Here is a 15664-nt window from a genome sequence, read left to right as displayed (position 1 = left end):
TTAACTTTAGACTTGGTATGTTATTTCGACAATAACTAAACAACTTTAACTTATTGTTTATAAAGTTAAAAAAAATTACCTGTTCATATTTCTTAACAGTTAAAGTTGTTACATTTGATTAACTTTTGCGCTTACGACACTTCAAATGTTGATTAGTTGTTTCAAATGTGATTTTATTGCACCTGTAGTTGAGAGGTTGTGATTGTTTTTTGTTGCATCCCCTCATTGAACTAACACCTAAAAAGGTTGTTAGCATTATAAGAAAGACATAAAAAAGTCCAGGGAGATAGACAATGCATAAGAACGTATTAGCTAAGTCGGTGCGTTTAGCACTGATCAGTGGTGCAGCAGCAGCTGCATTTGCTTCGCCAGCAGTTTTTGCTGCTGATGAAGATGGCGCAAAAGTAGAACGTATTGAGGTTACTGGTTCGCGCATTAAGCGTTCTGACCTTGAAGGCGCTTCGCCAATTACGACCATTACAACTGAAGATATGAAGATGGAAGGTAACTTTACAGTTGCTGATGCACTTCGTAACAGTAACTTGAACTCTTTCGGATCATTCTCTGAACGTTCAGGTAGTTCTGCACAATCTCAAGCAACTATCAACTTACGTGGTGCAGGCTCAAGCCGTACTTTAGTACTTATTGATGGTAAGCGTTTCCCAGGTTCACCAACGCTAGGTGGTGCATCTGCTAACTTGAACGCTATTCCTATGGCTGCAGTAGAACGTATCGACATTCTTACTGACGGCGCATCTTCTACTTATGGTTCTGATGCAATTGCTGGTGTTGTTAACATCATCATGAAAAAGAATTACCAAGGTATTGAATTCAACGTTGGCGGTGGCTCACGCGACCAGGACGGTGGTTTAACAAGTAAAGAATTCTCGGTTGTTGCTGGTTATCAAATGGATAAAGGTAACATTACTTTCTCATTCGACCATCAAGACCGTAAAGGCATTTCAGACGCAGATCGTCCATATACTGCGGCGAGCATGACAGACTTCAATGGCGATGGTGAAATCCAAGCTTACGAAGAAACTAAAGGTTGGAGTATCTATGGCGCAACAGTTGCCGCACCTGATTTCTCTACTGCTCAAGCATCACTATTATGTGATGACTTAGAATCAGAATACGGTTCAAATGTATTCCAAACTGTTAAAGCAGACAACGATTGGGGTGGAGCTGGCTCTACTTACTGTATGTATGCGTTTGCTAACGTTTCTTATAACAAAGCATCTACAGAGCGTAATACAGTATATGTTGATGCTAACTATGAAGTTGCAGAAGACGTAGAATGGTTTGGTCGTGTAATGGTAACTCAAGGTAACTCGTTTGGTCGTTACGCGCCTCCAGCTGCAGCTTGGAATAGCATGTCAGCAGATAACCCAAATAACCCATACGGTGAAGAAACAACAGGTTATTTCCGTTGGGTGGGTATTGGTACTCGTGACGGTAACGTAGACGATTACAACCAAGATTACCTAACAGGTTTACGCGGTACTATTAGTGCACTAAACGATGCTGAGTGGGAAGTTTACTACCATCACAATATCGCCGATAACAAGTCTATTGGTGAGTATTACTTAAGCTATTCTGGCCTTGCTTATAACCAAGCAAATGATATTGATTTAGGCTCTGAAGCCGGCGTCAATAACATGAAAGCCACAACGTTAACACAAGGCCGTGCTACTTTTGATCAGTACAGTGCTGGTATTGGTTTTGATGCATTCGAATTACCAGGTGGTGCAGTTGCACATTACGTAGGTATGGAATATTTCGACCAACAGTTTAGCGAAGTGTATGACGCACAGTCTGAAGCTGGCTTAGTCGGTGGTAGTGCGGGTAACTCTGCAGGTGGCGATCGTCAAGTATGGGCAATGTTCTATGAAGCGGTTCTACCGTTAACAGATGACATTGAATTAAACCTTGCAGCTCGTTACGATGACTACAGTGATTTTGGTGACAACGTAGCGCCAAAAGCATCTATTCGCTGGCAAGCGCTTGAGAACGTAGTAGTACGTGCATCTTACTCAGAAGCATTCCGCGCACCTTCTCTAAACCAATTATACGCTGCAACAACATTCAGTGCTGATACAGGTACCGATTACCCGTTCTGTGAATCTGCAGGTATCTCTGCTGCAGATTGTAGTTCAAAACAGTACGACACATATATTCGTGCTAACACTGGCTTAGGTCCTGAAACATCTGAGTACATAAACTTAGGTGTTGCTTGGGATATCGTTGATGACATCGGGATCAAGGTTGATTACTTTAACCTGAACATCGATGATGTTATTAACAGCCGCACAATTACTAACGTTATGCGTGGTGTTGCTGCTGGTACGCTAGTAGAAAATGAAACTTTCTACGTTAATCGTGCACCTAATGGCGCTGATGGTTCATTAGGTCGTGCTTTAGAAGTCGGTACTGGTTATGGTAACGGTGACAAGCTAGAAATTACTGGTATTGACGTAGCGTTAAACGCTAAGTTTGAAACTGCAATCGGTGATATCGGCTTCAACTGGAACAACAGTTTTGTGCTAGATTATATCGAAGAAGTTGAAGGTGGTTCTGCAGCGGTTGATATCGCTGGTTGGAATGGTTCACCTGACTATAAGTCTAACTTCACTACTAATTACAGCATGGGCGACCATAGACTGTCTTGGAACATGAGCTATACATCATCTACATATGAAGATGATGCTACTGGTCACTTAGATTCATGGTTAATCCATAACCTAAGTTATGTATATGACGCAGGTAATTATGGTTCTGTATTGTTAGGTATCAATAACCTAACAGATGAAGATCCAGTATTGAGCTCTGTAGGCTCATACGATAATCCTGACCTGTATAACAACTACGGTCGTGAATATCGTGCAAGTTATACACTTAAGTTCTAAATTCTGATTAGTTATTAATTAGATATAAGAAAGGCTCCCTCGGGAGCCTTTTTACTTGGTATATTATGTAGCAATATGTTGTGGTTAAGAGGGGGGAGTTTAAATGAATAGTCACTGGAGTGAATATTGGCAGCAAGGACACACAACTTCATTCGGTGAGGCATTATCAGGTAATTACGAAGGTGTATTAAAAAGTGTATGGGAGCCGGTATTTAGCGCTCTTACAGAAGGCTTTTTGGTAGTTGATGTTGGCACGGGTAATGGTTCGTTACCGCTGTTATTACGAGATGGGTTATCAAAAGGTGAGCTAACGGGTAAGGTTATTGGTGTTGATTTAGCAGAGGTTACTTTAGCCAACTCAGTAAGTAACAACAATCAAAATATAGACATAGCCTTAATGTCTAATACTCGCTGCGAACAACTTCCTTTTGAACCCAACTCCGTTGACCTTTATATATCTCAATTTGGTTTTGAGTATTCAAATGTCGAGCTGTCACTTGAAGAAGCGGCTAGAGTATTAAAGGACGATGGCCAATTTGTTATTGTTTGTCATCATAATCGTTCAATGATCCTTAACCGTAATAGAAGGATTTTGACGTTAATTGATAAAGCAGAAGTCAATTTATTAATTAATTGTTTAGCTAAAATGGCAAATGCCATGGGCAATATCAGCAATCAAGAAGATGTTGAGCGAATTAAGAAAGACCTTCAATGTGAGCAAATTAGAGCAGAAATCAATCACTTGATTAAATTATTAGTCATGTTTGATGAGTCGGCCGCTCAGGATTGTGATTTAATGCGTTTCGTGGCTCAGTTTTTTAAAGCTGGATTATTTTGGCCTGTTGCAAAAAAGTTAGAATTTATTGAATTTATTACAATACAAATGGATACGTTAAGACTACGGTTAGCTGAGTTAGTGAACGCTTCATTTGATGAAACTAAATTGGCAACATTTATAGCTAAATTTCACCAAAATAATATGATATTAAATGAACTCAAAGTATTAAATAATGAACAAAATGAAGTCTTAGGCTGGTATTTACATGGTTCAAAATTTATTTAGTAATGAGGAAAAGGCTAAATACATTGTATTATTGAATTGACAGCGTTTTATAACTAATTGAATAAAAACAAGTAATATTTTTCTCTTAGCATTAAATTACGACACATTTATGTTGAAGACGTTTATTTATTAACCTTTCGACAACATTAACGCCTCTAACAGCTCTTTCCACAAGTTTTTAAACTTTGCAAATGTTGACATAGGTCAACATTTTGTGAAATGATGCCAACGGGTCTACGCTTTAATAGGTGTAGAAAAGGGAAGAAAAACTAACAATCACAAGAAAAAGACGTGCTTAGTTGAAGTAACATTGATTAACAATTTTAGATCATCGTTATTTTGCAAAGTTGAACTTTTTAATTCACTTCAAATTGGTTGGGAACTATGTCCAAGGTAAGCAATAGAACAAAAATCGCTACTGCACTTGTTGGCGCTCTGGCTTTAGCTGGTAGCAACTTCGTTGTTGCAGATCCTCTAGCTGACGTTCAAAAAGCAGATAGCAGCCTTAATGCTGCTTCAGCTGCGTCACAACAGAAAGTCGACAAATATTTTGACCAAGCACAAGACATGCTTTTTGAGTATGGCAGCGTAGCTGATGAGCGTGAGTCATTGAAAGCATATAATGATTACGTTGCAGGCTTGGTAGCTGATCAACAAAATTCACTTGATTTAATTCAAACTGATATCAACGGCGTGGATAAACTGCGTCAGGGTGTTGTGCCATTAATGTTTAAAATGGTTGACGCTTTAGAGCAGTTCGTAAATTTAGATTTACCATTTAACATTGAGACTCGTCAGAATCGTGTTAAGAATTTAAAAGATATCCTTGATACTGCTGAAGTTACATTGGCAGAAAAATACCGTCTAATCCTTGATGCTTATAGCATTGAGCGTGAGTATGGTAGCTTTGTAGCAGTTCATACCGGTAAGTTAAATCTAGACGGTAAAGAAGTGCTAGTTGATTTCTTCAATTTAGGCCGCGTTGCACTTTATGCACAGAGCTTGGATCAGAAAATAGCATGGATGTACGACGCAGATGCGAAGTCTTGGAATAAGTTAGACGATAGCTACCTACGTGATATTACTAAAGGTATCCGCATTGCTCGTAAGCAAGGCGCTCTAGACCTATTCGCATTACCAATTCCTGCTGCGGAGACTGCACAATAATGAAGAAGTTAATTACATCAGTGCTAGTAGCTGCAACTTTCTCTTTAACAGCTGGTATGGTTTCTGCTGCAGATGCACCAAAAACTATCGGTCAACTGTTACAGCAAGTTAAAGCCGACCGAGCTAACGAAGGTAAGACAAACGCTAAGCGTGAAAGAGAGTTTCAAGCGGAACGTGGCGATAAAGCTGAATTACTTAAGCGTGAAAAAAATGCCCTGTCTGCTGAAAAGCAACGTGGCAAAGATTTGAACCAAGCATTCTTGGACAACGAGCGTAAAATTGCTCAGTTAGAAGAAGACTTAAAAACTGCTCAAGGTGACTTGGGTGAAATGTTTGGTGTTGTTAAAGGTGAAGCCGGTGATTTCGCTGGTAAGTTAGCTGCGTCTAACATCAGTGCTCAGTTTCCTGGTCGTGACACCTTTATTGCTGAATTGGGTGCACGTAAATCACTGCCTAAAATTGAAGAGTTAGAACAATTTTGGGAAGCACAGTTATTTGAAATGGTTGAGTCAGGTAAAGTTGTTAAATTTGATGGTGATGTTACTGCTATCGATGGCAATGTAGTAAATACTGCAATTCACCGTGTAGGTCCTTTCAACTTAACTGCTGAAGGTAAATATGTTGTTTACAAACCTGAACTTGGTTTAATTCAACAATTATCACAGCAACCAGAAGGCTACCAGGTTAGTGCCGTTGATACGTGGGAAAATACTACTTCAGGTGTTGCTCCTTTCTATATCGATCCAGCTCGTGGCGTGTTACTAAACATCTTTACTAACAAAGCTAGTTTAGAAGATCGTTTAGAAGCCGGTGGAACGATTGGTTACATCATTCTTGCATTGTTAGCATTAGGTATGTTGATTGCGGTTGAGCGTTTAGTGACTCTGACTATCATTGGTACTAAAGTTAATAGCCAACGTAAAAACATCGAAAACCCTGGTAACAACGCTTTAGGTCGTATTCTTAAAGTATACCAGTCAAATAAAGATGTTGATGTTGAAACGCTTGAGCTAAAACTTGATGAAGCTATCTTAAAAGAAACACCAGCTTTAGAAGCTCGTATTTCAATCATCAAAGTTATTGCAGCTATCGCTCCTATGATGGGTCTATTGGGTACGGTTACCGGTATGATCGCAACCTTCCAATCTATTCAATTATTCGGTACTGGTGACCCTAAATTGATGGCTGGCGGTATTTCTATGGCGCTTATTACGACTGTTCAAGGTCTTATCGCTGCATTGCCTCTAATGTTATTACATGCAATCGTAGTTGCTCGTAGTAAGTCTATTGTTCAAGTTCTTGAAGAACAAAGTGCCGGTATCATTGCAGAACATGCTGAGAAGAGGGCTGACTAATGATGCTAATCCTGATGGACGTATGGGATTCCGTCAGGGGCTTCATGGCCTCCGGAGGCGATGTCCTCTGGCTGGTTGCAGCTGTGCTATTCCTAATGTGGGTGTTAATGCTTGAACGTTATTGGTATCTAAATTGGATATCTCCAAAACAACATCAAGCCGTTATCGCCTCATGGGAAGCAAGAGAAGAAACAACTTCTTGGCATGCTCACCGTATCCGTGAAGCTTGGGTATCCCAAGCGAAGCAAGATTTGAATGCACGTATGCTGTTAATCAAAACCCTAGTAGCCATTTGTCCAATGATTGGTCTATTAGGTACTGTAACCGGTATGATTTCAGTATTCGATGTGATGGCAGTTCAGGGGACGAGTAATGCTCGTTTAATGGCCGCTGGTATCTCTATGGCCACAATGCCGACAATGGCAGGAATGGTTGCAGCTCTATCGGGTGTTTTCTTTAGCACACGTTTAGACTCAAAAATGAGAATCAGTTTAGAAAAGCTAAAAGACAGCATGCCTCACCACTAGAGAGAGATTGAACATGGCACGTAAGAAGCATTCCACTATGGAAGAGGAAGCGCAAATTGATATGACCCCGATGCTAGACATCGTGTTTATCATGCTGATCTTCTTTATTGTAACAACATCGTTTGTTAAGCCATCAGGCTTAGACTACAACAAGCCTAAAGCGTCACAGGCTACGTCTAAACCTTCGGCGAACATCTTTATTGGTATCAGTAAAACTGGTGTCATTATGATGGAAAACCGTCAGGTTGATATCGAACGTGTAACTGCAAACGTAGAACGTATGTTGGCGGAAGCACCTGAAGCAGCCGTACTGATTCAAGCAGACAAAGACGCTTTACATGGTTTAGTCGTTAAAGTGCTTGATAACGTTAAAGCTGCAGGTATCGATAAAATTTCAGTATCAGCGGGGAATGAGTAATATGCTAAGAGCACTCGTATCAATAATCATTGGTGCTGCAGTGACTTTTGGGCTGTTTGCTTTCATGGCTTTCCTGGTCGGCGGCGGCGCACAACGCAACGGCGACTCAGTGGAATCCCCTGTTATTGAAATTACGATGGATAAACAGGATTCGAAGGCACAGAAAAAACCAAGGGTTACACCTAAGCCACCTCCACCACCGGAGCAGCCACCGAAGCCGGATACTACTCCGCCTGATTCATCATCTAATATTGACACTAATATGGCGTTCAATATGGGTGGAATCGAATCTGGTGGACCAAGTACTGGTTTCAAGCTTGGTAACATGATGACCCGTGATGGTGATGCTACCCCTATCGTTCGTATTGAGCCCCAGTATCCAATTGCTGCTGCTCGTGATGGTAAAGAGGGTTGGGTTCAACTTACCTTTACAATTAACGAACTAGGTGGTGTTGATGACGTTTCTGTTATCAAAGCTGAACCTAAGCGTTTATTCGATCGTGAAGCGATTCGCGCATTGAAAAAATGGAAATACAAACCAAAGATTGTCGATGGCAAGCCATTAAGACAAAGTGGTATGACAGTACAACTGGACTTCACACTAGAGAAGGGAGGTAGATAATGCGTAAAGTTACTAGTATCGCTACAGCGTTATTACTTTCAGTCTGCGGAAGTGCATTATTGTCTAGCTCTGTAGTTGCTGCGGAAAAGTGTGAGATTGACAAACGTCAATCTCGTGCTGTTGGCGAAAGCGCTGCAAAAAAAGTTCAAAAATCTTTTGAAGCATATACCGAAGGGAATTTAGACCAAGCGATTGCAATTTTGCTTGAGGCTAATGCTAAAAACGATTTCGACAAAGCGTATGTCGATCGTATGTTAGGTAACTTCTATGCTGAAAAAGGTCAGATGAAGACAGCAATCAAATATTTAAAGACTGCTGTTGATGCTGACATTCTTGGTGGTACAGATCATGCTGCAACAATGCGTTTGTATGCTGATTTGTTATTACAAGAGAAACAGTTTAAAGAAGCTATTCCATATTATTACAAGTGGATGGATTTTACCTGTAAGGCTGATGCGCAAATGTATCGTCGAATTGGTATTGCCTACACTGAGTTAAAAGATTGGAATAAAGTACTGCAAGTTGCTGACAAAGGTTTAACTTTAGCTGAATCGCCTGATAAAGGCTTGTATCAAATGAAGTTAACCGCTTTCTTCAACCAGAAAAAGTACAAAGAAGCCGTAAAAGTGTTAGAAACTATGGTGCCTTTGTTCCAAGACGATAAACGTCTCTGGGTTCAGTTAGCTCAGTTTTACTTGATGACTGAAGACTATGATAAATCACTAGCAACATATGATTTAGCATATAAAAATGGCTTTTTAGAGACGGACAGTAATATTACTCGTTTGGCTCAATTGTTAGCGCAAAAAGGTTCGCCTTATAAAGCTGCTACCATTTTTGAAAAGCACATGAAGTCTGGTTTAGTTGTTGAAAGCGAGAAGAGTTTAACTACACTCGCTGGTTTTTATCATAATGCTAAAGAGCTAAAAGAAGCTGCTTACTATTATGGCAAAGCTGCTGCAGTTAGTAATAAGGGTGAACTGTATTTAAAACAAGGTCGTATTCTTGCTTTAGAACAAAAATACAATGAAGCTATTCCGGTGCTTAAAAAAGCACTTGATGCTGGTATTGATAACCCGGGTGAAGCTCAATTTGAGCTAGCTTTAGCATACTTGAGCCTTAAAAAGTACAAGTCTGCTTATAACCGTGCAGTTCTTGCCGCTAATGATAAAAAGACTGAACGCAGTGCTAAGAGCTATATTTCTTATATCAAAGAAAAAGCTCGTATTCACAACGTAACGCTTTAATCTAAGCTTGATTTAAAAAGCCCCTTTTTAGGGGCTTTTTTATTTTCTCATGAAAATGATCTCATCATTCTTATTGTATTTAGGCTATTAATTTTGCTGTATTAATGGCTCGAATCTTGTTCAATTAACGTATTGACTGATATTTGAAATCAATAAATTGTTAGATAGTGTGTATTTGATGAAGTTTAGTTTCATGTACCGCCATGCAAAGATACAATAAGTGAAATGATGATGTCTGCTTAGTCATGTATGGCATATAGTAACGATATTACATATCAGAAATACGTTATCCAGAACGAGTAAGCCTGATTGTAAGTGTATTTTATACACTTAAGTAGGCAAGGTCGGGCATTGTTAGTGAGAGCTTATGTTGTGCTATCTAATAATATGCTCAGGTGTAGAGTAGTGGTGATTGGGCGTGAGATAAATTCACTTCTAATTAGGATACTCATACGTGGTAATGAAACCCCCATATCCTGTTTTTTTAAGCGTAATAACTAAATCATATTTTTATCGAGATTAAATAGTTAACCTCGACTCGGGTTAAGAGATTGGATAAGTAAGGCAAAATGACAACATTTGTCCTATGTCATATCAAACTGGTCATTTGTTTTGCTAACAAGGCGTATTGACGCGTCAATAGCTAGTCTATTGCAAGTCTATATAAAGCAGTTAGCCAGACAAGGAGCGTTTGATAACTGTTTTTATCCTGAGCTAAGGTGAGTTACATCGAGATAAATCGACACGCTAATAAGGCGTGAGTTAAATTGTGTTAAGGAATAATAAAAATGAATAAAACATTGCTGGCATTGACTGTGTCCTTATTATTGGTCGCTCAAGGTTGTTCTGAAGCGACTACTGTCTCATCTACGCCTGAAACCCCCGCCGAACCTAGTGCTGCCGTTATGCCTCAATCTGCCTCAGAGCAGTATTTGGCAATGGTTGATAATTTTTTTAATGATCAATTAAAGCTTGAGCCGATTTACGCCACCTTTGTGGGAGTTAATGACTATAACGACCAATTCGGTGGAGCATTAACTGAAGAGTATTTAAAGGCTCGTCATAATTTAAATAGCCGTTACTTTAGTCAAGCTAAAACGATTGATGTTGATAAGCTTCCTGCATCACTTAAGTTGAGTTACGACATGTTTATTTATGATCGTAATATGGAGCTTATTGGCGAAACTTATCCAGAGTACTTCTTACCTATTAATCAGTTTTATAGCACAGTGTTTACTATGGTCCAGTTGGGCAGTGGTGAAAGTGCTCAACCATTTAAGACTGTTGAAGATTATCAAAATTGGTTAGGCCGCTTACGTGGGTTTATTAACTGGACTAAACTTGCACAGCAACGTATGGATGAAGGTATAGCAAGTAAAGTTGTACTACCTCGAGTGCTTGTCGAGCGGATTATTCCTCAGTTAGACGCTCAACTTGTTACAGATGCACAGAGTAGTTTGTTTTATTCCCCAATTAATTTACTGCCAGAAAGCTTTACTGCTGAGCAAAAAACACAATTAACCACTGAATACTCGCAACTTATTGATTCTGAGCTATTACCTGCATTGACTCAGTTACGAGACTATGTAAAAGATGTCTATTTACCCAATTCTCGTGCTTCAGATGGTTGGTGGGGACTGCCAAACGGTAAAGATTGGTATCAACATTTAGCTAATAGCCATACAACAACAACTTTGTCAGTGGATGAAATTCATCAAATTGGTCTTTCTGAGGTTGCACGCATTCTATCTGAGATGGACAAGGTCAGAGAACAAGTTGGTTTTAAAGGTGATTTAACTGCATTTTTTGCTTCTTTATCTTCAGAGCCGCAGTACTTTTTTACTGACCGACAAGATTTAATTGATGGCTATATGACGATTAAAGAACATATAAATCAAGTATTGCCTCAGTATTTTAATGTGATGCCCAAAGCTGATTATATTGTTAAGCCTGTAGAGAGTTTTCGTGAGAAATCTGCCGCTGGCGCATCGTATGAATCACCAGCAGTTGACGGTTCACGCCCAGGTGTTTTTTATATCAATACTTACAACTTAAAAGCACAACCCAAATGGGGTATGACAACCTTGTCATTGCACGAAGCTGCTCCCGGTCATCATTTTCAGATTGCGATTAAGCAAGAGTTAACTGATGTTCCACAGTTTCAGCGCTTCCAGGGTTACACTGCATTTGAAGAAGGTTGGGCGTTGTATGCAGAGTACTTAGGGATTGAGATGGGCGTATTTAACGACCCATATCAGTATTTCGGCAAGTTATCTGATGAAATGTTAAGAGCAATGCGCTTAGTCGTAGATACAGGACTTCATGCGAAAGGCTGGAGTCGTGAACAAGCTATTCAATACATGAAAGACAATTCTCCAATGGCGGAGTCTGATATTGTTGCAGAAGTGGAGCGTTACATGGCCATACCAGGCCAAGCACTATCTTACAAAGTCGGTCAGTTAACTATTTTGCGCTTACGAGCGGATGCAGAAAAGGCCTTGGGTGAAAAATTTGATTTAAAAGGTTTTCATGATCAATTACTCACGTCAGGATCATTACCAATGGCGGTGATGGAAAACAAAATTGCTGATTGGATAAAAGCTGAACTAGCCAAATAAATGCCGTAAAAAGGACGGTGACTTATGTATGTCATCGTTCTGTCATTATGTTAGTGTTACATTTTTATTTTATATTATATTTTAGGAGCCAAATTATGGTACAAGCAACTGCTAGACACTTACTCGTAAGCACTCAGGAACAATGCGAATCACTCAAGCAACAGATCGAAGCTGGTGCTGATTTTGCTGACGTAGCCAAGGCAAATTCTTCTTGCCCATCTGGTGCGCAGGGTGGCGAGTTAGGTTCTTTTGGACCAGGCATGATGGTTAAAGAATTTGACGAAGTGGTATTTAGTGCACCATTAAATGTTGTTCAAGGCCCAGTAAAAACTCAATTTGGTTTTCATTTACTTGAAGTGACCAGTCGCGGCTAGTCATTATTGAGTCCGTGATAAATAATGGCAGCTTAGGCTGCCATTTTTATTGAAAAAAACTAGAGGGTATATGGACATAAATCTTTATAGTGATCGGCTGAAATTACGAAATTTGCACAGTAGAGATTGGGCATTTTTTTTACGTTTACATCTTGATAAAGGTGTTAATCAGCATATTAGAAACATTGAATCTGAATCAGATATTGTCGCTAAATTTGAGCAGCGTAAAGCGGTATGGCTTTTTGAGTCAGGAGATTGGTTAACGCTTGTTATTGAGCGAATTGATAATAGTCAGGCCGTGGGACTTATTGGTTTTAGATGTGATGATGCACAGCTAAGGCGGGCAGAAGTAGGCTATCTCATTGCGCCAGAACAGCAAGGATTAGGGTTCGCTAGTGAAAGCTTACGCGCGGTAACTGATTGGGGTGCTCTACAATTCAGTATGCATAAATACATTGGCCTTTGTGCTCAAGAAAACATTGCTTCACGTAATGTATTAGAGAAGGTGGGGTTTGTTTTGGAAGGGGTGCTAAAACAGAATAACTGTATAGATGGTAAATGGACCGATGATTGTTACATGGGGTTGTTGACCGCACAGAGAACGTGACCAATTTTTAGTCCGTTTAGCCTCAAAACAAAATAAAATCTTTGTCGCACTATATTCTAACGGGCATTTGTCACATAATACGTAATACAACTGAAAACTATTCTCGTTAACAAGTGAAACTTTGATCTAGATTTGAGTTTAACTTGTTTAGTTCCGATAAAATTTTTAACGTTATTAATGTTGTTGAAGGTAGTGTTACATGAAGCTGAGTGAACTTAAGCCTGGTGATCAGGCGATTATCTCTGAAATAGGTCAATTAACGTTACCGCAAACTGTTAAACGTAAATTGTTATCCATGGGCATTACACCCAATACTCGTTTTCATTTTATACGAAGAGCCCCTATGGGCTCGGGTGTTGAATTAGATTTACGTGGCAGTAAATTATGTATGCGTTGTGATTTAGCCGATATCATCGAGGTAGTGCTCAAAAATGACTAAACAATTTCATTGTGTCACCGTGGGTAATCCCAATGCTGGTAAATCGACTCTTTTTAATGCACTTACTGGTGCAAGCCAGCAGGTTGGCAATTGGTCGGGTGTTACCGTCGAAAAAAAAACGGGTAAGATAAATTATTCAGGGACGGATATTTTTCTTACCGATCTCCCAGGCATTTACGATTTACTTCCCGCAGGCAATAGCTGCGATTGTTCATTAGACGAACAAATTGCTCAAGCTTATCTTTCTAATCAACAAGTCGATGCAATCATCAACCTAGTTGATGCCACAAATGTTGAACGTCATCTGTATTTAACCACCCAATTACGTGAGTTAGGTATTCCGATTATTGTTGTTATTAATAAAATTGATGCAGCTAAAAAGCTGGGGATCAACATTAATGTTGACGACATGTCAGTACGTTTAGGTTGTCCTGTTGTTGCAATTTGCTCACGAAATCAAGCCGATGTAGAACAACTACAAGCTGAATTAATGTCACTGCTGGAAAAAGGTGACTCTGTACAATCATTAATGTTGCAGTACCACACTGATATTGAAGCAAGTGTAACTGCACTGCAGATGCAAAATGATAGCCAAGGTCTTACTGAGCTGAGCCGTGGGCAGGCACTTGCTATTTTAGCCAATAGCCATGGAGATGGCTGTGGAACAAGTGAAGTACAATTACACGACACAGTAAAGCAGTGCACTTTACGAGTAGAGCAAGCCGGCGAAGACATCGATATTATGATCGCCACAACCCGATACGATTTTGTGCAACAGGTGTTTGAGGCATCAGTAAATCAAGGTAAACACATAAGCGCCACAGATAGGCTTGATAAAGTAGTGTTACACCCGGTGTTGGGTATTCCTATTTTCTTATTTGTTATGTACCTAATGTTTTTATTCAGTATTAACGTGGGTAATTCTTTTATCGATTTCTTCGATATTACCGCTGGAGCTATTTTTGTTGACCATTTTGGCGCCTTGTTGTCATCAATTGGAGCGCCTGATTGGCTGGTGACTATTTTAGCTGGCGGTGTTGGCCAAGGCATCCAAACTGTCGCGACGTTTATTCCTGTTGTTGCTGCATTATTTCTGGCCCTTTCAGTATTAGAAGCATCTGGATACATGGCTCGTGCAGCATTTGTGGTTGATGGCTTGATGCGCCGTATTGGCTTACCTGGTAAAGCCTTTGTGCCAATGATTGTTGGTTTTGGTTGTTCGGTTCCTGCCATTATGGCAACCAGAACATTAGGCAGTGAGCGTGAACGTATCGTTACCGGTATGATGGCGCCTTTCATGTCTTGTAGTGCTCGATTGCCTGTTTATGCCTTATTTGCAGCGGCCTTTTTCCCTCAATCAGGCCAGAATTTGGTGTTTTTACTGTACATCATTGGTATTTTTGCCGCTATTGGCACCGGTTTGCTACTGCGCAAAACGGTATTGCCGGGCACAAGCAGTGCCGTTGTTATGGAATTGCCAAGCTACGAAATGCCTAAGTCTAAAGCTGTGTTGTCTCGTACGACTAAACGAACTAAAAGCTTTATTATGGGCGCCGGTAAAACCATCATTATTGTGGTGACACTGCTTAACTTTGTTAATGCTATTGGCACAGATGGATCTTTCGGTCATGAAGACAGTAAAGAGTCTTTGCTCAGTGTTGCTAGCCAACAAATCACACCGCTGTTTTCTCCTATGGGAATAGAACAAGACAATTGGGCTGCAACGGTTGGTATTATTACCGGCATTTTTGCTAAAGAAGCCGTAGTCGGTACATTAAACAGTTTATACAGCACCTCAGCAGGTGATGATGAAGAGTTATTGTCTATTTGGGACAGTGTTAAAGTCGGCTTAGCGACAATTCCAACAAACTTATTAGGTATTGAACCTGGTGACCCATTATCAATTGCGATAGCAGGTATCACAGATTTAGATGAAGCAGCAATGGAGTTATCTGTTGATACCTCTACCTTCAGTGCGCTTCAAACAGGCTTTAAAAGCCAGATCGCCGCATTCTCATACTTGTTGTTTATCTTGCTTTATACGCCTTGTGTGGCAGCAATGGGAGCTTTGGTACATGAGTTTGGTGCTAAGTGGGCCCGTTTTGCTGCTATTTGGACATTTTCATTAGCCTATGGTTCTGCAACTGTGGTTTATCAGGGGGCTACATTTACTCAGCATCCGGTGCAGTCTGCTGGTTGGATCTGTTTCTTTGCCGCGGCCTTGGTTGTGTTTTATTTCTGGTTGAATAAGAAAGGTCGCAAAGCACAACAAATTATTCCTGGAATACGTATTGTCACGGAATAGTTAACCGTATTGATGA

General features: G+C 40.1%; 13 protein-coding genes. All 13 read left to right on the top strand.

What is annotated here, in order from left to right; all coding sequences use genetic code 11:
• Positions 1 to 293: 293 nt before the first annotated feature.
• The 13 genes from AAEY97_RS02345 (at position 294) to feoB (ending at position 15648) form a co-directional block, all read left to right on the top strand.
• Positions 294 to 2906 carry a TonB-dependent receptor gene (locus AAEY97_RS02345; RefSeq protein WP_350996249.1) on the top strand — a complete coding sequence of 871 codons (2613 nt, stop codon included), beginning with the start codon at positions 294 to 296 and terminating at the stop codon, positions 2904 to 2906.
• A 103-nt stretch (positions 2907 to 3009) separates the two neighbouring features.
• On the top strand, positions 3010 to 3969 hold the full coding sequence (locus tag AAEY97_RS02340) for a class I SAM-dependent methyltransferase (protein ID WP_350996246.1): 960 nt from the start codon (positions 3010 to 3012) through the stop codon (positions 3967 to 3969).
• Between the two features lie 384 nt (positions 3970 to 4353).
• Positions 4354 to 5136, top strand: coding sequence for a DUF3450 domain-containing protein (locus tag AAEY97_RS02335; RefSeq protein WP_162022714.1), 783 nt, complete (start codon positions 4354 to 4356; stop codon positions 5134 to 5136).
• Positions 5136 to 6491 (top strand): MotA/TolQ/ExbB proton channel family protein, encoded by a 1356-nt coding sequence (locus AAEY97_RS02330; protein ID WP_101087812.1) that lies wholly within the window; start codon positions 5136 to 5138, stop codon positions 6489 to 6491. Before AAEY97_RS02335 ends, AAEY97_RS02330 begins: the two co-directional genes overlap by 1 nt.
• A complete protein-coding gene (locus AAEY97_RS02325; protein ID WP_011638074.1) occupies positions 6491 to 7018 on the top strand; it encodes a MotA/TolQ/ExbB proton channel family protein in 528 nt (175 codons plus the stop codon). Before AAEY97_RS02330 ends, AAEY97_RS02325 begins: the two co-directional genes overlap by 1 nt.
• A gap of 13 nt (positions 7019 to 7031) precedes the next feature.
• On the top strand, positions 7032 to 7436 hold the full coding sequence (locus AAEY97_RS02320; protein WP_011638073.1) for an ExbD/TolR family protein: 405 nt from the start codon (positions 7032 to 7034) through the stop codon (positions 7434 to 7436).
• A 1-nt stretch (position 7437) separates the two neighbouring features.
• Positions 7438 to 8058: an energy transducer TonB gene (locus AAEY97_RS02315; RefSeq protein WP_101087814.1), complete on the top strand. Its 621-nt coding sequence runs from the start codon at positions 7438 to 7440 to the stop codon at positions 8056 to 8058.
• Entirely contained in the window at positions 8058 to 9305 is a 1248-nt protein-coding gene (locus AAEY97_RS02310; protein ID WP_162022715.1) for a tetratricopeptide repeat protein, read from the top strand. Before AAEY97_RS02315 ends, AAEY97_RS02310 begins: the two co-directional genes overlap by 1 nt.
• Positions 9306 to 10093: 788 nt before the next feature.
• Positions 10094 to 11923 (top strand): DUF885 domain-containing protein, encoded by a 1830-nt coding sequence (locus AAEY97_RS02305; protein ID WP_350996243.1) that lies wholly within the window; start codon positions 10094 to 10096, stop codon positions 11921 to 11923.
• 95 nt (positions 11924 to 12018) lie between these two features.
• Positions 12019 to 12297 (top strand): peptidylprolyl isomerase, encoded by a 279-nt coding sequence (locus AAEY97_RS02300; protein WP_101087820.1) that lies wholly within the window; start codon positions 12019 to 12021, stop codon positions 12295 to 12297.
• Positions 12298 to 12367: 70 nt separating this feature from the next.
• Positions 12368 to 12904 (top strand): GNAT family N-acetyltransferase, encoded by a 537-nt coding sequence (locus AAEY97_RS02295; protein WP_162022717.1) that lies wholly within the window; start codon positions 12368 to 12370, stop codon positions 12902 to 12904.
• Between the two features lie 199 nt (positions 12905 to 13103).
• Positions 13104 to 13343, top strand: coding sequence for a FeoA family protein (locus AAEY97_RS02290; RefSeq protein WP_011638067.1), 240 nt, complete (start codon positions 13104 to 13106; stop codon positions 13341 to 13343).
• Positions 13336 to 15648 (top strand): Fe(2+) transporter permease subunit FeoB, encoded by a 2313-nt coding sequence (feoB, locus tag AAEY97_RS02285; protein WP_101087824.1) that lies wholly within the window; start codon positions 13336 to 13338, stop codon positions 15646 to 15648. Before AAEY97_RS02290 ends, feoB begins: the two co-directional genes overlap by 8 nt.
• Positions 15649 to 15664: the final 16 nt, after the last annotated feature.

This window comes from Shewanella sp. TB7-MNA-CIBAN-0143, from assembly GCF_040310065.1.
Classification (GTDB): Bacteria; Pseudomonadota; Gammaproteobacteria; order Enterobacterales; family Shewanellaceae; genus Shewanella.
Note: the sequence above shows the minus strand (reverse complement) of the source record. Positions and strands in the feature narration are given on the sequence as shown.